This is a genomic window from Agathobaculum butyriciproducens (assembly GCA_003096535.1).
Lineage (GTDB): Bacteria > Bacillota > Clostridia > Oscillospirales > Butyricicoccaceae > Agathobaculum > Agathobaculum butyriciproducens.
The window spans coordinates 38,797-60,981 of record QEKJ01000010.1; the positions used below are offsets into that span (position 1 = coordinate 38,797).

The following is a 22,185-nucleotide window of genomic DNA, read 5'->3' on the forward strand; positions in this document are numbered from 1 at the left end:
GTGGGATCAGTGCAGGAAAAACACTGTTTTCACATTGTATTCGCGGAAAAGATAGCGTATAATGATATCTGTATAAGTATGGGCAGAGGAAACGAACGAAAGGGCGAATCTAATAAATGAAACTGGCTGTATTATTCGGCGGTATTTCGAGTGAGCACGATATCTCGTGCCTGTCTGCCGCTTCTATTTTGCGAAACCTGAATAAAGATAAATATGAAATCTATCCGGTCGGCATCACCCGCAGCGGCGAGTGGTTCTACTGCCCGGACTGCGATCCGGACCGCGTAGAGAGCGGTGCGTGGGAGCGCATGACCGGCAAGGTCAAGGTCGTTCTGGCACCCGACCGCGGCATGCATGGCATGGTGCTGCTCCGTGAGGGAGAAATCGAGATTGTCCGTCTGGACTGCGTATTTCCGGTGCTGCACGGCGTCGGCGGCGAGGACGGCACGATGCAGGGTCTGCTCGAGCTGGCCGGCATTCCGTACGTCGGCTGCGGCGTAGCTGCAAGCGCGAACACGATGGATAAGGCACTGACCAAAAAGGTCGTTGAGGGCACCGGCGTCCGTCAGGCGCGGTACTATCTGGCGCTGAGATATGACTTTGAGCGCAATGCCGAGGCGGTTGTCGCCGCGGCAGCGGAAACGCTGGGCGCATTCCCGGTATTCGTCAAGCCGTGCTCGCAGGGCTCGTCCGTGGGCGTTGCCAAGGCGAACAATCTGCTCGAGCTGGCCGAGGGCCTGACCGAAGCATTTAAGCTGGATACCAAGGTGCTCGTCGAGGAGTTCATCGACGGTCACGAGGTCGAGTGCGCTGTACTCGGCAACCTCGAACCGCAGGCCTCCACGGTCGGCGAAATTGCTCCGACGCAGGAGTTCTACACCTTTGACGCCAAGTACAAGGACGAAAGCTCGCGTCTGTACATTCCGGCACATATCACCGAGGAGCAGATTGCGACCGTCCGTCAGGATGCTGTCCGCGTTTACACCGCACTCGGCTGCCGCGGCCTGTCGCGCGTAGACTTCTTTGTCACCCACGACAGCGGCGAGGTTGTTTTCAACGAGCTGAACGCGATTCCGGGCTTTACCTCGATCAGCATGTACCCCAAGCTGTTTGATTACGAGGGCATCGGCTATGCCGAGCTGCTCGACCGCCTGATCTCTCTGGCACTGGAGGAGCACAATGGATAAGCGTGCGATTGGCGTATTTGACTCTGGCTTGGGCGGTTTGACCGCCGTGCGCCGTCTGCACGCCCTGATGCCGCAGGAAAATATCATCTATTTCGGCGATACCGGCCGTGTGCCGTACGGTACGCGCGGCCGCGATATCATCACCAAGTATGCCCGGCAGGATGTGGCGTTTCTGCGCCAGTTTGATCTGAAATCCATCATTATTGCCTGCAACACCGTGTCCGCAATCGCGCTTGACCTGCTTTCCAAGGAGAACGACATCCCAATCATCGGCACGGTCGAGCCTGCCTGCCGCCGCGCCATGACCATGACGCAGACCGGCAGAGTCGGCGTAATCGGCACGGCGGCCACCATCCGTTCGGGTGCATACGAGAAGTATCTGCATAAAAAGGACGGCACGCTCGACCTGTTCACGCAGGCGTGTCCGCTGTTCGTGCCGCTGGTCGAGAACGGCCGCGTGCACCGCGGCGATGTGGTCATCGAGACTGTGGTGAAGGAATATCTCACGCCGCTGAAGGACGTAGGTGTGGATACGCTCATTCTCGGCTGCACGCACTATCCGCTGCTTGAGGAGGTCATCGGCGACTTTATGGGTCCGGATGTGACGCTCATAGACTCGGGCGCCGAGGCGGCAAACCTCGCTTCCACGCAGTTTGACCCGAACGAGGGCACGGGCACGACGCAGTATTTCGTTTCGGACGATCCGCAGGGCTTTGACCAGCTCGCCGAGCTGTTCCTGCAGGAAAAGGTCGATGTCGGTGCGGAGCTTGTGGATATTTCCCGTTATTAAAGCTGTTTTACGGCTAAGGAGCATAGAAATATGAAGAAGGACGTTTGGCTGACGATTTCCTCTCAGCAGCAGTTTGCGGGCTGTGACGAGGAGAACATCGACCTGCAAACCGCTGCCACGCTGTACGAGCGCGGCGGAAAATATTACATCGCATACGAGGAAAGTGAGCTGACCGGACTCGAAGGCACCAAGACCACCGTCAAACTGGACGGCAAAACGGTTGCCCTCATCCGCACGGGTACGTTTCCCTCGCACATGCTGTTCGCCGAGGACGAGCGCCATGTCGGTCTGTATCAGACGCCGGTCGGCAGCGAAATGGCTATCGCCACCCACACCTCGCGGGTGCACAACACCATCGGCGAGGACGGCGGACACCTCATCATCGACTACACGGTCGAGGTGGACAACTCTCTCATGGGAGAACATCACTTTGAGATGACGGTATCGACCAAACCGAACATTCAGGTCGTTTAACAAAGTAAAAATAAGAGATTTTAGATATAGGAGTGTACACATGAACGCATATGAGATCGCACGCGCCGAAGCAACCCGCGTTGTAGAAGCGGCGTACCGCAAGGCTGTAGCCGCAGGCGAGCTGCCTGAGGGCACTATTCCTCCGGTTGCGGTAGAGACCCCGAAGGATTCCTCCAACGGCGACTGGGCATCCACCTTTGCCATGCAGTGCGCAAAGCCGCTGCATATGGCGCCGCGCAAGATCGCGGAGAGCATCGTGGCAAACCTCGACCTCGAGGGCAGCTGCTTTGACACCGTGACCATCGCAGGCCCCGGCTTTATGAATTTCACGCTGAATCAGGGCTGGTACGAGCAGGCTGTCCGCGGTGTATTCGCCATGGGTGAGAATTACGGCCGTACCGAGAGCAAAAAGCCGGAAAAGGTCATGGTAGAGTTCGTTTCCGCCAACCCGACCGGCCCGATGCACATGGGCAATGCACGCGGCGGCGTTCTGGGCGACTGCCTGTCCTCGGTTCTGGACTGGTCCGGCAACGACGTTACCCGTGAGTTCTACATCAACGATGCAGGCAATCAGGTAGACAAGTTCGCGCACTCGGTCGAGGGCCGCTATATCCAGGAGATCCGCGGCGAGGACGCCATCGAGTTTGACGCTTCCTGGTATCAGGGCGATGACATTAAGGCACTGGCGCATGATCTGGTAGAGCAGTACGGCGACAGCTTGCTCGAAAAGACCCCGGAGGAGCGCTTTGCCATTATCGAGGGCTACGGTCTGCCGACCAACATTGCCCGCATGGAGCGCGACCTCAAGCGTTACAAGATCAACTACGACGTATGGTTCCGGGAGTCCACTCTGCACGAGAGCGGCTACGTCAAGGAGACCATCGACATGCTGACCGCCAAGGGCGCAACCTACGAGACCGAGGACGGCGCACTGTGGCTCCGTTCGACCGACTTCGGCTGCGACAAGGACGACGTTCTGCGCCGTGCAAACGGTTTCTATACCTACTTTGCGGCCGATATCGCTTACCATCGCAACAAGTTCGAGAAGCGCGGCTTTGACCGTGTTATCAACATCTGGGGCGCTGACCATCACGGCCATGTAAAGCGTCTGCAGTGCGCACTGGATGCACTCGGTCTGGACGGCTCTCACCGTCTGGAGATCGTGCTCATGCAGCTTGTCCGCATGATGCAGGGCGGCGAGGTTGTCCGCATGTCCAAGCGTACCGGCAAGAGCCTGACGCTGACCGACCTGCTCGACGAGATTCCGGTCGATGCAGCGCGTTTCTTCTTCAACAGCCGCGCCGCTGAGACCCAGATGGAGTTCGACCTTGACCTTGCTATCAAGCAGGATTCCGATAACCCGCTGTACTATGTGCAGTACGCGCACGCGCGTATCTGCTCTGTGCTCAAGAACGCACAGGAGAGCGGCATCGCGCTGCCGGATACCGGCAAGACCGACCTGTCCGTGCTAACCGGCGCAGATGAGCGTCAGCTCATCAAGCAGGTTGCTCTGCTGCCCGAGGAGATCGTGCAGTCCGCTGTCAGCCGCGATCCGTCGCGTCTCAACAAGTACGCCGTTGCACTGGCGCAGCAGTTCCATCACTTCTACAACGCCTGCCGCATCAAGGATGCCGAGCCGGCTGTCCGCGATGCGCGTCTGACCCTGTGTCTGGCGGCAAAGCAGACCATTGAGAACGTGCTGAAGCTCATCGGCGTAGACGCACCGGAATCCATGTAATTCGCATACCCTCAATCGAACCGCGTTATTCACGCGAGGAGACCCACATGAAAAAATTAGCGAAAAGAATAGCGGCACTGGCGATGACGGCGGCGATGATGACCGCCTCCGCCGGTGCGATCACGCAGGACGGACAGAGCGAAACGTGGTTTGACGGCGTTTGGGCGCTCATTGATGCTTTCGGCCTCAAGGCGGAGCATGATCCGTACGTTCTGCAGAACTATATCAATAAATATCTGGAAAAGCATCCGGATGAGATGTATGACGTGCTAAACGACATTCTCTCGCTGCTCGATACGCATTCCATGTATCTGTCGAGCGAGGAGTATTCGCAGGGCTTTTCGACGCTTGAAGGCTTTGTCGGCATCGGTGTCGGCCTGCAGGAGACAGAAAACGGCGTACAGATTGCTGAGGTCATGCGCTATTCAGCGGCGGAGGAAGCCGGTCTGCAGATTGGCGATCTTATCGTGAAAATCAACGGTGAGGACGCAACCAAGCTGAAAAATGCCGATGTAGCATCTAAGCTGCGCGGCGAGGAAGGCACGTCGGTCAAGCTGACCGTGCGCCGCTACGGACGGGACATTACCGTTACCTGTGAGCGCCGTCAGGTCAACCGCGTGTACGTTTCCAACAAGACGATGGCGGACGGTGTGGAGTACATCAAGGTCAGCGCCATCGGCTCGCAGAACGACTGGTCGGCGTTTTCGGAGATTTGGGACAGCCTGCCGTCCAAGAACACCCGTGCGGTCATTCTCGACCTGCGCGGCAACGGCGGCGGCCTGATCGACGCGGCGCTCAAAATGGCCAATGTTATGACACCGGTCAAGGATGCAGAGCTTGCCGGCGTGCGCTACCGCGATGATATGGGCGGTCTGGAGCAGACCTATTCGACCGGCAATGCGCTGCCGCTTAACAAGATTGTCGTTCTGGTGGACGGCGGCACGGCTTCCGCGGCGGAGCTGCTGGCAGGCAGTCTGCAGGATACCGGCTCGGCGACGCTCATCGGCAGCAAGACCTACGGCAAGGGACAGGGGCAGTTCCACATTGATCTGGTAAACGGCGACAAGCTGGTCATCACCACGCTGGAGCTCGAGCTGCCCAAGCAGGGCTGCTGGGAAGGTGTCGGCCTGACGCCGGATATCCAGCTGGAAAACCGCAAGGTTACGGTCAATACCAAGGATCTCAAACCGCTCGATACGAGTACAACCCTGCGTTTTGGCGACAGCTCGGACGCGGTTTACGCCATGACCGAGCGCCTGTCGCTGCTGGGACTGCTCACCGAAGCAACCGGCAGGTATGACGGCGACGTAGCGGACGCGGTAGCGTCCTTCCGGGCGGCTTACGATCTGCCTGCGGCGCTGTATGCGTCTCCGGAGATGCTGAGCGCACTGGACGAAGCGGTTACTGCGCTGAACGGCCAGACCTATCTGGTGGACGATCAGCTGCAGAGCGCACTTGAAATGTGCAGGCTGGCGGCGGCAAAACCGCAGCAGTATACCGTTAAGAGTGACGGCAGCTGGACGAAAAAGTAAACTTTATCAACTGAAATATGAACATTTTTCATCTTCTTAGGAGGAAGAACAACCTTGGATATTCCTTTATGTCAATCCGAGCATAAACCGCAGCTTTTGCTGAACGATCCGGCGGCAATTTCGCTGTATCATACCGCGCCCGAGAAGTTTGCAGGCGCGCTTGCACCGAATGCTGAACTGTGCGATGCATGGGCTGAAGAGCTGGCGCCGCTGCCGGTCGGCCTGGCGCTCGCGTGCCCGCCCGAACCCGATGCGGAGCACTGCGAACGCCCGATCACCATGCACTACATTGAGCAGTGCAAGGAGGTCTTCCGTCCTCTGCTGCACGACGATGCGGCGTTCTATTATCTGCATGGTGCGCCGACGTTTCCGGCACTGCGTGCCGCTGTGCTGGCTCTGGGTGATCTGTGCGGCCGAACGGTAATTGCGGAGCTGCATGTGGAGGACGATGAAGGCCATCTGCCGGACGGCACGGATGTGCGGGCGGCTATCGGTGTGCTGCAGCGCATTGGCGTTACGACTGTGCTGATCAGCGCACACGATCCCGAATCGCTGACGCAGGCGCTCGAAATCGCGGCGCCGTATGCGCGGCTGTCGCTCGGCGTGTGCATGCACGCGGACTGGCTGTCTCAAACCACACTGTACAACACCGAGGTCATTGTGCCCGACATTACGGAAGCATTTGTCGCAGCGCTGCGCGGCAATCAGGTGGCGTGCAAAACGCTGCCGCGCGATCACGATGATTTTATCTGTGCGCCGGACGGCAAGCATGCGCATTTTATCGCTCCGACCATCGACATTTCGGATGAGATCGAGTGCGGTCCGCATCTGGATGAGGATCTCATCGAAGCCGAGGATGATTCGGGTGCGTTCAAGCTGCTGCTCGAAACCGAAGAGGATGTTGTCACACTGGAGGAATCCCGCTATATGATCTCGCGTCCGCTGTGCCTGTGCGCGGAATCTGCCGACCTGCTGGAGCAGGGTCTGCGGGTATTTCCGGGACTTGCACTGTATGACGGCACATGGGAGCAGGAAGACGCGGTCATTTCGTACTTCGAGACGAAATACGGCATGATCCGCTTATAGGGGACTTCAAAAGTCCCCTATATACGAAAGACGGTTCCGGAGAAACCGCCTTTCGATACCCGAATGACGTGCCCCAGGGGCACTGGGGCGGGGAAACAAAACCCACGCACATGTCGCGGGTTTTGTTGCGGCGCAATGCGCCGCGGATTGAATGCTGCCGCAGAGCGGCAGTCGCCTGCGGGCGGGACCAAAGACTCGGTTTTCTGGACGAAAACCGGTCTTGTAGTTGCAATTATGCAAGCAAATTGTTATTGAATACCGCGCGGAGCGCGGTTATCTGGATAGGAAAGGCAGGGTGGAACCTATGGACTGGAGAGAAGTTACGATCTACACGACGACCGAGGGCATCGGTCCGGTCGAGGCACTGCTCGAGGACAATGGTGTAGAAGGCTATGTGCTTGAGGATGCGGCGGATTTTGAAGAATTTCTCAAGGACACCGAAATATACTGGGACTATGTAGACGAGGATCTGGTGCGCGAGAAGCGTGCACAGGAGACCTGTCTCAAAATCTATCTGCCGGACAGTGACGAGGGTGCAAAGCAGTACGCGGATATCCGTGCCGCGCTGGAAAACCTCAAGGCGCGCGATGAGGAGCACGCCTGGGGCCGACTGTGTACCGAAACCGCGCTGACCCGTCAGGAGGACTGGGAGTGGGGCTGGAAGCAGTATTTCAAACCGTTCCCGGTGGGACGCAGCTTTATGATCAAACCCTCGTGGGAGACGGTTGAGGACCCGCAGGGCCGCCGTATTCTTGAAATCGATCCGGCGTCGTCCTTCGGCACCGGCAGCCACGACACGACCCAGCTGTGCATGATGGCGCTCGAGGATGCGGTAAAGCCGGGCGACAAGCTGCTCGATATGGGCACTGGCTCGGGTATTCTGGCCATTGCGGCGGCTATGCTCGGCGCGGATGTGCAGACCATCGTCGATATCGACGAGAACTGTCTGAAAACTGCACATGAAAATGCGGAAAAAAATCATGTCGAGATCGGCAGGGGTCTGTGCGGCGACGCGCTGCGCGATCCGAAGCTCGCCGAGGACATCGGCGGCGGCTACGACGTGATCGTGGCGAACATCGTGGCTGATGTCATCATCGGCATGTCGCCCATGTTTGCGGATAAGCTGGTCAAGGGCGGCACGCTGATCTGCTCCGGCATCCTCAACGAGCGTGCCGAGGAGGTGCGCGCGGCGCTGGAAAAGAGCGGATTTACGATTCTTTCGCACGAGAAGAGCGATGACTGGAGCGCTTTTGCTGCGAAAAAGTGATTTGTTTCAGGATTCACGGAATGTTCACTTGCCAAACGGCTGTTTTTTTGCTAAAATAGGAAAGGTTATTTGATTATTATGCCTCGATTTTTTGTCGATCAGCAGCCGCAGGACGGCGTGCTGACCCTTACCGGAGAAAACGCGCATCACGCGGGACGTGTTCTGCGTCTGCGTGTCGGCGAAGGTGTTACCCTGTGTGACGGTGCCGGAATGGATTTTGACTGCACGGTGGAAGCCGTGGAGAAGGAAGCTGTGACCTGCCGGGTCGTAAGCTGCCACGCGGCGGATACCGAACCGAAGCAGTCTATCACGCTGTTTATGGCGCTGCCCAAGGGCGACAAAATGGAATTTATCGTGCAGAAGGCGGTAGAGCTCGGCGTCAGCCGTATCGTGCCGTATCTGTCCAAGAATTGCGTTTCCCGACCGGATAAGACCGAAAAGAAGGTGGAACGCTGGCGTAAGATTGCTGCCGAGGCAGCAAAGCAGTGCGGCAGAGGACGTCTGCCGGAGGTGGCAGCCGTTGTACCGGTCGCTCAGGCAATCGCGCAGGCGGCGGAAAGCGAAACGGCACTGTTTTTCTACGAAAACGAGAGACGGACCGGTCTGCGTGATGCGCTTGCAGGCGGTGTCAGGGACACGGTTTCGCTGATGGTCGGGCCGGAGGGCGGCTTCGATCCGGCTGAAGCAAAGGCAGCCGTGGACGCGGGACTGCAGAGCGTTTCGCTCGGTACACGCATCCTGCGGTGTGAGACTGCGCCGATTGCGGCGCTTGCGGCCGTGCTCTATGCCGGCGGCAACATGTGAGAAGAAATAAAGGGAGTGTTAAACATTGGCAAAAAACAATGTGGGTAAAAAGCCAATTTCTCAGGAAGAGTATACCACCAACAAGGTGCTCGCAGTATTCAGTGTGTGCCTGCTCGGCGTGCTGGTACTGATGATCCTCGAGCGCCTGCTGGGCTACAGCAACACATGGAAGACCGGCGTGCTGGTAACGCGGGTGCTGCTCGGTGTGGGCATTGTCGGCGCGGCAGCCGGCATCATCATGCTGGGACAGGAGCATGCAGGCAAGCGCAGCAGCGTGCGCCGCATCGTGTGCGGACGCAATATGCTGATTGCAAGCATCGTTGCCATCGTGTTCCTGACCGCGATCAACTACTACGGCACCATGCCGATCAAGGCGATGTATGTTGTTCTGCCGGTTCTGGCAGTGTATTATCTGGTGTATCATTCTTATGCGCCGGAATTTTTCCTGATTGCAGTAGATACCGGTGTGGGTGTTGCGGCAATGCTGGTGATTCACCGCGCGCTGGTTTCGGCTAACCATACATGGATGTCCACCGTGGCGGCAGCAGGTACCGCGGTGCTGGCGCTGATCCAGATCGCTGTTACGGCTTCTCTGCGCCGCAAGAAGGGCAAGTTCACCTTCCACGGCCGCAAGATCGACACCCAGTTCAGCAAGAACGCGTACCTGATGCTCACCATTACGCCGATCGTGATGGTAGCGCTGACGGCAGTCGTTGTACTTGCGGCAAGCCATGTCATGATCGCACTGGGTGCGGCAGCGGCATATCTGTTCATCACTGCGGTATACTATACCGTGAAGCTGATGTGATAATTGCATTTTTCCTGTCGAAGCGCGGCGCGTTTTGACGGTTAGACAGCGGGCGGCGCAGCCGCCCGCTTTGTCATACCCGAAGGAGGGGACATATGAGACGGTTTTTCGGCTTTCTGCTGACCATGGCTCTGCTTGGCGGCGGTGTATTCTGGCTGCCGTATCTGCAGGCGGAGCCGGTGGATAACGTCTATCAGGCGGCAGATCTGCTCCGGCAGGACGCGGAGAACGGCGGAAACGGCGTTGCCTTCCGCGAGGACAACGTGGATGCGGACGAGGTGTACCGGGCGCTGGAGGCGCAGTATCCATACGCATTCGCGCTGCACGCGGTAACACGGCCGAACAAGACCATCGAGCTGAACGCCGAGGTTTCCCGGCAGGCGCGGCAGGAGCAGGCGTGGGAGTATGCCAAGGTGCTGACAGCTGGTTCGATCTCACAGACCATGACGGCCGAGGAGAAACTGCGTGCGCTGCACGATACCCTCATCCGCCAGTGCGAGTACGATGTGGATACGGCAGAGGAGGACGCTCCGGACGGCTCGGCACCCGCTTTTGCGGCAGACGGCGCGCTGCTCGATCATAAGGCCGTGTGCGCCGGTTACGGCCGCGCGTATGAGATGCTGTGCAAGGCGGCAGGCATTCAGGTCATCTATGTCGCATCCGAGGAAATGAACCACGGCTGGAATGCCGTGCGGCTGGGCGGCACAACATATTACATCGACTGCACGTTTGACGATCCGATTCCGGACAGAGGCGAATATGTATCCGATCAGTATTTTATGCTCACCGGAGATGAGCTGGCGCAGACGCATACCTGGAATGAGGCGTTCTACGAGCAGCTTCTGGACAGTCTGGAGCAGGGCGGAAAATAGCGGGAAAACCGGTTCCAAAACTTTTTCAAATTTTTTTGAAAAAAGGTGTTGACATTTGCTCGATTATGGACTATACTAAACAAGTCGTCAGCGAGCGGGCGATAACAACGGAAAAGGATATGGCGGTATAGCTTAGTTGGCTAGAGCGTCCGGTTCATACCCGGAAGGTCATTGGTTCAAGTCCAATTACCGCTACCATTTTCCCTTGGCCCGTTGGTCAAGCGGTCAAGACACCGCCCTTTCACGGCGGTAACGGGGGTTCGATTCCCCCACGGGTCACCACTTGGAAGTTTAGCTCAGCTGGGAGAGCATCTGCCTTACAAGCAGAGGGTCAGCGGTTCGAGCCCGTTAACTTCCACCACGAAAACCACTCACGAAAGTGAGTGGTTTTTCTTTTTGTCTTTAGAAACCGCTGGCTTTCCGGGGCATACGAGGCGCGCAGCGCTACGTTCTGTCTGGGCGGCACCTTTTTCTGCACGGATTGACCGGGGTACCTGAACCGCGCAGGCGGTTCACCCTTTCCGGGCGGGAGGTTTTTCGCTTGAAATCAAGCGAGGAGTTGCGCTCTGCGGAGCGCGGGGATTCGCCGCGCCCCGCGGCGGGGCAAGAGGGTAGACACCAAGGTTTCTACCCTCTTAACTCCCACTTCCTTTTGGGAGGGTCTGGCGCAGATTGCCGACCTGTGACCGCTGCGAAAAGGGGAACGGCAGTCGGGTTACCGCAGCGTGGGTTTCGTAAAATATTCGCAGTTCACAGACAGCGTACTGCTACACATACGGTCAACTCTACGCAGAGCGCGGCATAACAGTGCCGCGCAATTTTTTTGCGTGTTGTAACGGAAGGCACCTGCGAATTTAGGCGTTTGGTCGATTTATCTTCGCAGGTGCTGTCTATAATAACGTGCTCACGAATTGCGCGGCACTGCTATGCCGCGCCTGCGTAAACTAACCCACATGTGTAGCAGAACGATATCCGGCACTGCGTATAGGTTTCGGCATGGGAGCACACTGTGCTCCCCTACGGTAGAAAAAATCCTCTGCCGTTCCCTATTTTCGAAGCGGTCACATATAGGAAATCTGCGCCAGATTAGGAAGCAAGGGAAAGGCAGGAGTTCAAAGAGGAAGGGAAACCGTAGGTGTCCCTTCCTTTTTGCCCACCGCCGTGGGTACGGCGCTGTCCCAGCCGCGCCTGCGGCAATCTCCCGCGCTTCGCAGAGCGCAACTCCTCGCTGAATTTCAGCGAAAAACTCTCCGCCCGTTAGGGACGAACACGCTTGCGCAGTTCGAGTACCCCGCTCAGCCGGTGCTGAGAAATGCTGCCCGGATAGGGCGAACCGCCTGCGCGGTTCGTGCATCCCAACGGGTCGGTTCCGGAATAGCCTGCGTTGCGGTTAAACCGCCGCAACTTCACATAAACTACGTTTGCGTTACTCCCACATATACGGTATAATATAACCCGTTAGACAAACTTTTCCGGAATCGAGGGAAATTATGCAACAAGTGACCCGAAAAACGCTGGGTGCGGGAATCAATCTCACCTGCGTGACCACACCGAAGTTTAAGCGGGCAGTGCTGCGCACGATGCTGGTGCTGCCGCTCGGCGGCGAGGATGCCGCGCTGCGCGCGTGTCTGCCGCAGGTTTTGCGCCGCGGCACGGCCAGGCTGAACGACATGCAGGCGTTCGGCACCGCGCTTGACGAGCTGTACGGTGCGCGTATCGAAGCCGCAGTGCGCAAGGAGGGAGAGAACCTGTGCATCGGCTTTCTGTCCGACTGTATTGATGAGACTTATGCACCGGGAGCCGACGGTCTGACCGCCGGTGTGATCGGTCTGCTGTGCGATCTGCTGTATGACCCGTATCTGCAGGACGGCCTGTTCTGCGCCGCTTATGTAGAGGGCGAGCGCGGCAACCTGATCGACCGCATTGCCGCGCTCAAAAACGATCCGCGTTCGTGGGCGCCGCGCCGACTGAACGAGCTCATGTGCGAAAACGAGAACTACGGCAAGTCCGCGCTCGGTACGATCGAGCAGGCGGAGCGCATTACGCCGGAAACGTTGTACGCGGCCTATCGCCGTGCGCTGAGTGAGGCGCAGGTGGAGCTGTTCTACTGCGGTACGATGATGCCGGACGAGGTGGAAGCGCACTTCATGGCAACGCCGCTGGCCCAGCCGCGCGAGGGCACGCTGTATCAGCCGCACACGGTCGTGCAGGCGCGGCCTGCCGGTGATGTTCGTGAGGTCGTTGAGGATGCCGAGGTAACCCAGGGCAAGCTGTCGCTCGGCTTCCGTACCGGCGGTGCATCACTGACCGGCGGAGAACCGGCGGCGTACTGGATGTTCCAGACCATCTACGGCGGCTCGACAAGCGCGAAGCTGTTCCTCAACGTACGCGAGAAAAAGTCGCTGTGCTACTATGCAAGCGCACAGTTTGTCGCCTCTAAGGGATTGATGATCGTCAACTCCGGCATTGAGAACGGAAATTTCGAGGTCGCACGCGATGAAATCCTGCACCAGCTGGATTTGTGCCGCAAGGGCGAAATTACGGACGCAGAACTCGAAAGCGCACGCAAAACGCTGGTCAACGGCTGGCGTACCATGCTCGACGACCCGCTTACACTCGAGCGCTACTGGATGGGACAGGCGGCTGCAGGCACGCTCGTATCGCCCGAGGAGCGCATCGAGCAGGTGGCCGACATCACGCGCGAGCAGGTCATTGCCGCGGCACAGAGCACAGCGCTTGACACGGTATTCTTTATGAAGGGAGCGGCAAAATGATAAAGAATTATTCCGCTCTGCACGAGAGTATGCAGACCCGCACGCTGGCAAACGGTCTGCGCATCTGCTATCTGCCCAAGAAGGGTTTCAGCAAGACCTTCGCCATTCTGGCGACCGATTTCGGTTCGGTGGACGCATCGTTCACCTTTGAGGGTAAGCGGTATGACACGCCGGCGGGCGTTGCGCACTTCCTTGAGCATAAGATGTTCGAGGATGAGGACGGCAATGCACTGCAGAAATTCGCCCGCACCGGTGCAAGTCCGAACGCGTTCACAAGCCACACCATGACGGCGTATCACTTTTCCTGCACCGACCGGTTTGAGGAGAATCTAAAGATTCTGCTTAAATTCGTGTTCACGCCGTACTTCACGGATGAAAACGTGGAGAAGGAACGCGGCATTATCAATCAGGAGATCCGCATGGTAGAGGACACACCCAATTGGGAGGTGTTCGTCGGCGCGTATGAGGGCCTGTACCGCAATCATCCGGTGCGCGTGTCCATTCCGGGCAGCGAGGAGAGCATTTCGCATATTACACCGGAGCTGCTGTACACCTGTCACCGTGCGTTTTACAGTCCGAAGAACATGGCACTCGTGGTGTGCGGCACAGCGGACTTCGAGCAGGTATGCCGCATGGCAGAGGAGATTTCACCGAAGGACGCACCCGAGATCGGTCAGCGTCATTACGGCGAGCGCCGCGCGGAAGTCCATCAGCCGGTTGTGACGCGCAAAATGCAGGTGTCGCTGCCGCAGTGCATGGTCGGCTTTAAGGACGAGCCGGTTCCGGCAGGCGAAAGCCGCCTGCGCCGCAGTCTGATCGGTGATCTGGCGGTGCGTATTCTGTGCGGCGATACCTCTCCGCTGTATGCAAAGCTGTACGAGAAGCGGCTGCTCGGACGCGATTTTGATGTGGATTATTCGCTCATTCCGGATGGTGCATGCGCGATCCTCGGCGGCGAGAGCCGAGATCCGGCGGCCGTGCGCGAAGCACTTGAGCGGGAGACTGCACGGCTGGCGCAGGAGGGTATCGAGCCGAAGCTGTTCCGCCGCATGAAGAACGCGCTGTACGGCATGCGTTTGCGTATGCTGGATGTGCCCGATCTGTATGCACGACAGGAGATCGCGTCTGTTTTTGCGGGTGAGCATTATCTGGATTTTGCCGGGCTGTTTGACACCATCCATGCGGAGGATGTGCAGGAAATGTTCCGCCGTTGGGCACAGCCGAACCGCTCGACCATGTCGGTGGTAGAGCCGAAGTAACGATAGAAAGAAGAAAGATCATGGAACACGCAATTTCATTTCCGGCGCTCGGACTGGATTTTAACATCAACCGTGTCGCCGTCAATCTGTTCGGCAAGGATATTTACTGGTATGGCATTATTATCTGCCTGGGCTTTGTGCTGGCAGCACTGTATGTCAATCGACGGACGAAGGAGTTCGGCGTTACGTCGGACAATCTGATGGACTGCCTGATCATCTGTGTGCCGGTCGGCATCATCTGCGCTCGTATTTACTATGTGGCATTTGAATGGGGCTATTACAGCCAGCATCCGAATGAGATCATCGCCATCTGGAAGGGCGGCATTGCGATTTACGGTGCGGTCATCGGTGTTGTGATTGCACTGGCGGTGTACAGCAGAATTAAGAAACTGTCGTTTGCCAGCCTGTGCGATCTGGCGGCGTTCGGTCTGCTGATCGGTCAGTGCATCGGAAGATGGGGCAACTTTGTCAACGGTGAGGCACATGGCGGTGCAACCTCTCTGCCGTGGGGCATGAGCATTGACGGCGCTTCTCCGGTGCATCCGACCTTCCTGTATGAGTCGCTGTGGAACTTTGTCGGTTTCCTTGTGCTGCATTTCTATTCGAAGAAGCGCAAGTTTAAGGGCGAAATGGCGCTGCTGTATGTAGCGTGGTACGGTCTGGGCCGTGCGTGGATCGAGGGCCTGCGGACGGACAGCCTGTATCTCGGCCCGGTGCGCGTATCGCAGCTGCTGGCCGGCATAAGCTGCATTGCGGCGATTGCTGTGCTGGTGTGCCGATATAAGCGCATCAAGGTCGAGAAGGCATTCTACGCGCCGGAGCAGGACAAGGCGGACGAGAAAAAAGGCGAATAACATTTCACGATAAAGGAGAACGACAATATGAGTGCAGTAAGAATGGACGGCAAGGCACTGTCTGCGAAGGTGCGCGGTAGCATTCTGGCAGAGACCGAGGCGCTGAAAAAGCAGGGTGTAACGCCGGGGCTGGCGGTTATTATCGTCGGCAACGATCCGGCGAGCGAGATTTACGTCCGCAATAAGGAGCGCGCCTGCGAGCAGTGCGGCTTTTACAGCGAGAAGTACGCGCTTCCCGAAGAGACCACGCAGGAGGAACTGCTCGGTCTGATTGCACAACTGAACGAGAGCCCGGCAATTTCGGGCATCCTGTGCCAGATGCCGGTGCCGAAGCATATTTCCGAGCAGGCGGTCATCGACGCCATCGATCCGAAAAAGGACGTGGACGCGTTCCATCCGGTTAATGTCGGCAAGATCATGGTCGGCAATTTTGATTTCGTGCCGTGCACGCCCGCGGGTGTCATGGAGCTGCTTGACGAGTACAAGATCGACCCGAAGGGCAAGGAGTGCGTCGTAGTCGGCCGCTCGAATATCGTCGGCAAGCCGATGAGCATGCTGCTGCTGCACCGTCACGGTACGGTTACCATCTGCCACAGCCGCACGCAGGATCTTGCAGAGGTGTGCCGCCGTGCGGATATTCTGGTAGCCGCTGTCGGCAAGGCAGGCTTTATTACGCCGGATATGGTCAAGGAGGGCGCAGTGGTGATTGACGTGGGCATCAACCGTAACGCCGAGGGCAAAGTCTGCGGCGATGTGGCGCCGGAGGTTATGGAAAAGGCCTCTTACATGACGCCGGTTCCGGGCGGTGCTGGTCCGATGACCATCACCATGCTGATGAAGAATACGCTCAAGGCGGCAAAGCTCCAGCACGGCATTCAGTAAACAAAAACCGCCCGTATCCGGGTTGACAATCCGGGTGCGGGCGGGTATACTAAAGATAACGAAAGGTGCTGCCGGTAGACGGTCAGCCCCTAAAGAAAACGGAAGAAATAACCGCAATCATTGGGAGTGAGAGGCGGTTATTTCTTCTTTGGTCCTAAAATACGCTCAATAAGTACAAGTATCACTACAAGAATTACGAGATATTCCATAAAACCACCCCCTTTACAGGGGCAAGACTTAACCGCCTACCGCAGGCGCGGCAGCACCTTTCTTAACGACAAGTATATCAGAAATCGACTGCCTTTGCAATCCCACCAAATTTCGGCGGGATTGTTTTTATTTTGTAAATTAGAAAAGATTGACCTTTGTCCGGATTCATTCTATAATAAAGCTAATGAGTTAACCGCAACATACGGTTTATCACGTCAGGGGAGGACGAATACAATGGATATGAAGAAGCTTGCCGGCGATAAGGCGGCAGAGTATGTAAAGGACGGCATGGTTGTTGGCCTGGGCACCGGTTCCACTGCGTACCACATGGTAAATGCAGTAGGCGAGATGGTAAAGAACGGCCTGAAGATTCAGGCGATCCCGACCTCCAAGGCTACCGAGGCGCAGGCTCGTGAACTGGGCATTCCGCTGCTGACCATCGACGAGCTGGATCACGTTGATCTGGCAATCGACGGCGTAGATGAGATCGACCCGCAGTTCAACGCCATCAAGGGCGGCGGCGGTGCGCTGTACCGCGAGAAGGTCGTTGCATCCATGGCGAAGGAAGTTATCTGGATCATGGACGAGTCCAAGCTGGTGGACAAGATCGGCGCTTTCCATCTGCCGGTTGAGATCGCACAGTACGGCTCCAAGCAGGCGATGGAGCGCATGGCAGCTTACGGCTGGAATCCGGTTCTGCGTGTACGCGACGGCAAGACCTTTGTTACCGATAACGGCAACTTTATCGCGGATCTGCACCTCGGCGCAGGCTTTGACATTCAGGACGTTTACTCCAAGCTGACCGGCATGCTCGGCGTGCTGGAGCATGGTCTGTTCCTCAACATGTGCAAGCGCATGATCGTCGGCCACTCCAACGGTGAGGTTCAGGTCATCGAAAATCCGTCCAAGTAAGCGCAGCTGAAAGGCAGGAGAATTAATGATGGATCAGAACGATCAGAACGACCGCTTCGACAGATTCGACCGCTTTGAGCCGGACTTCAGCCGGTTCGAGAGTGCCTCGGACCGTAGTGAGCGCTCGAGCAGCCTCGACCGCAGTGAGCGTCCCGCACGCACAGGCAGACGTCAGCCGGCACGTCCGGTGCGTTCCGGCATGCGCATGGGCAAAGGCAAGCCGATGCGCAGAGCATCGGTCAAGCTGAACTACCGCATGGTGCTCTGCATTGCCGTGCTGGTACTGCTTTTGCTGACGATCATCTTCGGCGGACTGTTCAAGTCCCGCGGCAGTAAAATTGCGGACCTGAACTCGCAGATCGAAACACTGAATAAGGATAAGGACAATCTGTCCGCACAGATTGGTGCGCTGACGCAGGAGAATCAGACCCTGCAGAGCAGCATCACCGCAACGCTTCCTGCGGCTAAGACCGCAGAGACCAACAGCATCGTGGATCTGATCCCGATGCTGAACGACGGCGTTTATGTAGTACAGAGCACCGGCTCGCAGCTTCGCTACATCAGCGTTCCAAAGGGCTACCTGCAGGACAAGCTGGGCGAGTACCGCGATGACGCTTCCGGCTATGCCGCCTCCACCGGCGATGCACCGATCTGCCAGTACTATGTGCTGTTCACCGACCGCGTGATCGGTCTTGCAGAGGGTGACACCGGCTTTGTCAGCACCGACCGCAGCGCAACCGGCTCGACGAGCACGATTCCGTCCGGCTTCTATGACTTTGTTGCTTCGTTCTTCAATAACAGCAGCAATACCACGGCTTCCGGCAGCAGTTCGAGCGATAGCAGCAGCTCGGATAGCAGCTCTGACAGTTCGAGCGACAGCAGTGCGTCCGACAATTCGTCTGACAGCAGCGCTTCTTCCGCATCTGCGGATGCAAACGCATAATCTGCGGAAAAATTAAAAAAATCAGAGGCATGGACTTGACAGTTCGTGCCTCTTGTGCTATGCTATTAAAAGCCGCATTGTGCATAGGCTTTTGTAAGTGTGTATCAAACGATGCACCGCCGTGCCAAGCGTGACTCTACAACGAAAGAGAGGGAAAACATATGTATGCCATTCTGAAAACTGGCGGCAAGCAGTACAAGGTATCCGAGGGCGACGTAATCTACGTTGAGAAGCTCGGCGTAGAGGACGGTGCTACCGTATTCTTTGACGAGGTTCTGGTAGTAGGCGAGGGTGATTCCATCACCGTAGGCGCTCCGTACGTTTCCGGCGCGGTTGTAACCGGCACGGTTGAGAAGACCGGCAAGGGCAAGAAGATCAACATCTTCAAGATGAAGCCGAAGAAGGGTTATCGCCGTCGTCAGGGTCATCGTCAGCCGTACACCAAGGTGACCATCGCGTCCATCAAGGCGTAAGACCGTGACCAAAGTCACTTTTTCGCTGCAGGAGGATAAAATCCTCGCGGTAGATATTCTCGGCCACGCAGGCTATGCGGAGGAAGGGGAAGACATCGTTTGCGCAGCGATCTCCAGTGCGGTTATGCTGACGCATGCGCTGCTGTATGATGTACAGCATATTCCGGTCGATACTCTCATCGAGGATGACGGAGCGCATATCCGCTTTACGTTGCCGAAAGGCGATGTGGAACGCGGACAGGATGCACTTTGTGCTCTGAAGCTGCATTTTTCCGAACTGGAACAAAATTATTCTGATTTCTTGAACGTAATGGAGGTGCAAGCAGATGCTGAAGATTAGCTTACAGTTTTTCGCTCATAAAAAGGGCGTTGGTTCGACCAAGAACGGTCGTGATTCCGAGTCCAAGCGACTGGGTGTAAAGCGTGCAGACGGTCAGACCGTACCGGCAGGCAACATCCTGGTTCGCCAGCGCGGCACCAAGATCCACCCGGGTGTGAATGTTGGCCGCGGTAAGGACGACACCCTGTTCGCAAAGGTTGAGGGCGTTGTTCGCTTCGAGCGTCTGGGTAAGGACCGCAAGCAGGTTTCCGTTTACCCGCAGTAATTATAGCGTTGCGTATAGGGGGCTTCAAAAGCCCCCTATATTCAAATTCCGGTTCCTTGTGAAACCGAAATTTGATACCCCAACGGCGCCGCACAATGCGGCTGGGTCGGGGTAACAAAACATCCGGCAAAGCTGGACGTTTTGTTGCGGCACGGAGTGCCGCGATTAAATGATTGCGCCGGAGGCGCAATTCGCTGCGGCGGGCCGATGGCTCGATTTTCCGTTCGGAAAATCTGCCATGTGGTTGCAGTTTGCAAGCAAACTGGTATTTTATTGTCCCAGACTTCGTCTGGGATTTTGTTGATTTTAGATAGATATTACACCTTTGAGAAGAAAGGAGGACTACCATGTTTATTGATATTGCAAAAATCAAGATCGTATCCGGCAAGGGTGGTGACGGCAAGGTTGGTTTTCACCGCGAAAAGTATGTGGCGGCCGGCGGTCCGGACGGCGGCGACGGCGGCCGCGGCGGCTCGGTCATCTTCAAGGTAGATGACAATCTGTCCACGCTGCTCGATTTCCGTTACAAGAAAAAGTATGTTGCGGCTCCCGGTGAGCCGGGCGGCGGCAAGCGCTGCAAGGGCAAGGATGGTGCGGACCTGATCATTCGTGTACCGCGCGGCACGATCATCCGTGACCAGAAAACCGGTCAGGTCATGAAGGATATGTCCGACAGCGAGCCGTTTGTAGCGGCCAAGGGCGGCAACGGCGGCTGGGGCAACACGCATTTTGCAACGCCGACGCGTCAGGCACCGCGTTTTGCCAAGCCGGGTCTGCCGGGTGTCGAGCGCGACATTATCCTTGAGCTGAAGCTGCTGGCCGATGTCGGTCTGGTCGGCTTCCCGAACGTCGGCAAGTCCACGCTGCTGAGCATGGTCTCGGCGGCGCGTCCGAAGATTGCAAACTACCACTTCACGACTCTGGTGCCCAACCTCGGTGTGGTTTCGGTCGGTGAGGAGCAGAACTTCGTCATGGCCGACATTCCGGGCATTATCGAGGGCGCGAGCGAGGGTGCCGGTCTGGGCCACGACTTCCTGCGCCACATTGATCGCTGCCGTCTGCTGCTGCATCTGGTTGACGCGGCAGGCAGTGAGGGCCGCGACCCAATCGACGACATTGAGAAGATCAACGCCGAGCTTGCCGGTTACAGCGAGTTTCTGGCAGCGCGTCCGCAGATCATTGTTGCCAACAAGACCGACCTGCTGGGCGATGACCGTGAGCCGGTCGAGAAGATCCGCAAGTACGCAGAGGAGCGCGGCTTCCTGTTTGCGGAGCTGTCCGCGGCGACCAACCAGGGCGTCAAGGAGCTGATGAATCTGACGTGGCACGAGCTGCAGCAGCTCCCGCCGGTATTCATCTACGAGCCGGAGTTCGTCGAGGTCGAGGAGAAGGCCGCAACCGAGAACGACTGGACCATCGAGCGCGACGGCGACGCATACGTTGTCACCGGTGCATGGGTGGACAAGATTATGGGCTCGGTCAACATCGACGACTACGAATCCCGCCAGTATATGGATCGTATGCTCCAGTCTGCAGGCATTTACGCCAAGCTGGAGGAAATGGGCATCGAGGAGGGCGCTCCGGTCGTGATCGGAGAGTTCGAGTTCGAGTACGTTTATTAAAGCGCGAAAAAGAGGACCTTGGGGTCCTCTTTTTTTATCGTATATACAGAGTGAAGTGTGGAGAACGTAGTGGGAGTAGCATAATGCAGAATCACTAAAAAATTATATCGTCCTATGTTCAACTCGCTGAAATAGTGCTACAATTAACTCAGAATGCACAAAAGGGGAGTTGACAAACTGTGCAACAACAAAAGAACGATAAAACAACCTGCCTGTTGCTTGCGCTGACCACGATTTTCTGGGGCAGCCTGTACACGGCAAGCAAGGTACTGCTCGATGTGATTCAGCCGTTCACGCTTCTGTGCCTGCGCTACATCATCGCAGCCATTGCCATGACCATCCTGCAGCGCCTTCGCAAACCCGACCCGAACGGAAAGCCGCGCAGGATCAAGGGCGGCGACTGGAAATATGTTATCATGTTCGGTCTGGGCGGCTATGTGCTGTCCATCGGCTTGCAGCAGTACGGCACCAAGCTGGCGGGCGCATCGCTGGCTTCGCTCATCAACTGCATGAATCCGATCGCCATCTGCTTTTTCGCTGTTCTGCTGCTGCATGAGCGCATGACGATGAAGAAGGTCGTCTGCATTGTCAGCGCGGTTGCCGGTGCGGTCTGCATCGTCGGGGGAGACGCCGGCGGCGGTCATATTCTCGGCATAGCGCTTTCGCTCGGTTCGGTGCTGACGTGGAGCGCGCTGAGCGTGTTCATGCGCTCGTTCTCGCAGAAGTATGACGCGCTGACCGTCACGACTTACGGTATTTACGTTGCCGCTATCGGCACGCTGCCGCTGATGCTCCGCGAGATCATCACCCACCCGGAGATGGACTTCCTGCACGCGAAGTACATCCTTGTGCTGTTTTATGTGGCGATTTTCTGCACGACCATTCCGCATTCGCTGTGGAATTACTGTCTCTCCCGTGCAGAGGCGAGCACCTGTTCTCTGTTTTACCCGATTCAGCCGCTCACCTCGATGGTGCTCGGTGTCCTGCTGCTGAACGAGCATATGACGGTCGGCTTTATTGCCGGTGCGGTGCTTATCGTGTTCGGTGTGCTGTATTCAACGCTCGGCAAAGAGAAAAACAGATGAGCCGCCTC

Annotated in this window: 21 protein-coding genes and 3 tRNA genes; all 24 read left to right on the plus strand. The window is 57.1% G+C overall.

The window, feature by feature from the left end:
• Nucleotides 1–116 precede the first annotated feature (116 nt).
• The 24 genes from C7386_RS08600 to C7386_RS08715 all read left to right on the plus strand — a co-directional run bounded on the left by C7386_RS08600 (nt 117) and on the right by C7386_RS08715 (nt 22,177).
• Entirely contained in the window at nt 117–1,187 is a 1,071-nt protein-coding gene (locus tag C7386_RS08600; RefSeq protein WP_116705297.1) for a D-alanine--D-alanine ligase family protein, read from the plus strand.
• Nucleotides 1,180–1,977: a glutamate racemase gene (murI, locus tag C7386_RS08605; protein WP_110435991.1), complete on the plus strand. Its 798-nt coding sequence runs from the start codon at nt 1,180–1,182 to the stop codon at nt 1,975–1,977. The genes C7386_RS08600 and murI overlap by 8 nt, the downstream gene beginning before the upstream one ends.
• A 30-nt stretch (nt 1,978–2,007) precedes the next feature.
• Nucleotides 2,008–2,451 carry a YwiB family protein gene (locus C7386_RS08610; RefSeq protein WP_110435992.1) on the plus strand — a complete coding sequence of 148 codons (444 nt, stop codon included), beginning with the start codon at nt 2,008–2,010 and terminating at the stop codon, nt 2,449–2,451.
• A 40-nt stretch (nt 2,452–2,491) separates the two neighbouring features.
• Nucleotides 2,492–4,189, plus strand: a complete 1,698-nt coding sequence (argS, locus tag C7386_RS08615) for an arginine--tRNA ligase (RefSeq protein ID WP_116705298.1) — start codon at nt 2,492–2,494, stop codon at nt 4,187–4,189.
• Between the two features lie 47 nt (nt 4,190–4,236).
• Complete coding sequence (locus C7386_RS08620) at nt 4,237–5,721, plus strand: S41 family peptidase (protein WP_116705299.1); 1,485 nt, start codon at nt 4,237–4,239, stop codon at nt 5,719–5,721.
• Between the two features lie 54 nt (nt 5,722–5,775).
• Entirely contained in the window at nt 5,776–6,807 is a 1,032-nt protein-coding gene (locus C7386_RS08625; RefSeq protein ID WP_116705300.1) for a hypothetical protein, read from the plus strand.
• 304 nt (nt 6,808–7,111) lie between these two features.
• The gene (gene prmA / locus C7386_RS08630) at nt 7,112–8,074 is read left to right on the plus strand and encodes a 50S ribosomal protein L11 methyltransferase (RefSeq protein ID WP_110435996.1); all 963 of its coding nucleotides are present in this window, start codon (nt 7,112–7,114) and stop codon (nt 8,072–8,074) included.
• Between the two features lie 78 nt (nt 8,075–8,152).
• The gene (locus tag C7386_RS08635; RefSeq protein WP_110437178.1) at nt 8,153–8,878 is read left to right on the plus strand and encodes a 16S rRNA (uracil(1498)-N(3))-methyltransferase; all 726 of its coding nucleotides are present in this window, start codon (nt 8,153–8,155) and stop codon (nt 8,876–8,878) included.
• Nucleotides 8,879–8,903: 25 nt separating this feature from the next.
• Nucleotides 8,904–9,686 (plus strand): hypothetical protein, encoded by a 783-nt coding sequence (locus C7386_RS08640; protein WP_110435997.1) that lies wholly within the window; start codon nt 8,904–8,906, stop codon nt 9,684–9,686.
• A gap of 95 nt (nt 9,687–9,781) precedes the next feature.
• A complete protein-coding gene (locus C7386_RS08645) occupies nt 9,782–10,558 on the plus strand; it encodes a transglutaminase domain-containing protein (RefSeq protein WP_110435998.1) in 777 nt (258 codons plus the stop codon).
• Nucleotides 10,559–10,679: 121 nt separating this feature from the next.
• Nucleotides 10,680–10,756 (plus strand) — tRNA-Met (locus C7386_RS08650).
• 9 nt (nt 10,757–10,765) lie between these two features.
• A tRNA-Glu gene (locus C7386_RS08655) sits at nt 10,766–10,840 on the plus strand.
• A gap of 3 nt (nt 10,841–10,843) precedes the next feature.
• A tRNA-Val gene (locus C7386_RS08660) sits at nt 10,844–10,919 on the plus strand.
• Nucleotides 10,920–12,048: 1,129 nt separating this feature from the next.
• Nucleotides 12,049–13,332 carry an EF-P 5-aminopentanol modification-associated protein YfmF gene (yfmF, locus tag C7386_RS08665; RefSeq protein ID WP_116705301.1) on the plus strand — a complete coding sequence of 428 codons (1,284 nt, stop codon included), beginning with the start codon at nt 12,049–12,051 and terminating at the stop codon, nt 13,330–13,332.
• Nucleotides 13,329–14,591 (plus strand): EF-P 5-aminopentanol modification-associated protein YfmH, encoded by a 1,263-nt coding sequence (gene yfmH, locus C7386_RS08670; RefSeq protein ID WP_116705302.1) that lies wholly within the window; start codon nt 13,329–13,331, stop codon nt 14,589–14,591. Before yfmF ends, yfmH begins: the two co-directional genes overlap by 4 nt.
• A gap of 20 nt (nt 14,592–14,611) precedes the next feature.
• The gene (gene lgt, locus C7386_RS08675) at nt 14,612–15,445 is read left to right on the plus strand and encodes a prolipoprotein diacylglyceryl transferase (RefSeq protein WP_110436001.1); all 834 of its coding nucleotides are present in this window, start codon (nt 14,612–14,614) and stop codon (nt 15,443–15,445) included.
• A 27-nt stretch (nt 15,446–15,472) separates the two neighbouring features.
• Nucleotides 15,473–16,327, plus strand: coding sequence for a bifunctional methylenetetrahydrofolate dehydrogenase/methenyltetrahydrofolate cyclohydrolase FolD (folD, locus tag C7386_RS08680; RefSeq protein WP_110436002.1), 855 nt, complete (start codon nt 15,473–15,475; stop codon nt 16,325–16,327).
• A gap of 444 nt (nt 16,328–16,771) precedes the next feature.
• Nucleotides 16,772–17,449, plus strand: coding sequence for a ribose-5-phosphate isomerase RpiA (gene rpiA / locus C7386_RS08685; RefSeq protein WP_110436003.1), 678 nt, complete (start codon nt 16,772–16,774; stop codon nt 17,447–17,449).
• 28 nt (nt 17,450–17,477) lie between these two features.
• Nucleotides 17,478–18,392, plus strand: coding sequence for a hypothetical protein (locus C7386_RS13620; RefSeq protein WP_207655866.1), 915 nt, complete (start codon nt 17,478–17,480; stop codon nt 18,390–18,392).
• Between the two features lie 161 nt (nt 18,393–18,553).
• On the plus strand, nt 18,554–18,865 hold the full coding sequence (gene rplU / locus C7386_RS08695) for a 50S ribosomal protein L21 (protein ID WP_110436004.1): 312 nt from the start codon (nt 18,554–18,556) through the stop codon (nt 18,863–18,865).
• Between the two features lie 4 nt (nt 18,866–18,869).
• Nucleotides 18,870–19,205: a ribosomal-processing cysteine protease Prp gene (locus tag C7386_RS08700; protein WP_110436005.1), complete on the plus strand. Its 336-nt coding sequence runs from the start codon at nt 18,870–18,872 to the stop codon at nt 19,203–19,205.
• Complete coding sequence (gene rpmA / locus C7386_RS08705; RefSeq protein ID WP_110436006.1) at nt 19,192–19,470, plus strand: 50S ribosomal protein L27; 279 nt, start codon at nt 19,192–19,194, stop codon at nt 19,468–19,470. The genes C7386_RS08700 and rpmA overlap by 14 nt, the downstream gene beginning before the upstream one ends.
• Nucleotides 19,471–19,817: 347 nt before the next feature.
• Nucleotides 19,818–21,092, plus strand: coding sequence for a GTPase ObgE (obgE, locus tag C7386_RS08710; RefSeq protein WP_110436007.1), 1,275 nt, complete (start codon nt 19,818–19,820; stop codon nt 21,090–21,092).
• A 179-nt stretch (nt 21,093–21,271) separates the two neighbouring features.
• Nucleotides 21,272–22,177 (plus strand): DMT family transporter, encoded by a 906-nt coding sequence (locus C7386_RS08715; RefSeq protein ID WP_116705303.1) that lies wholly within the window; start codon nt 21,272–21,274, stop codon nt 22,175–22,177.
• Nucleotides 22,178–22,185: the final 8 nt, after the last annotated feature.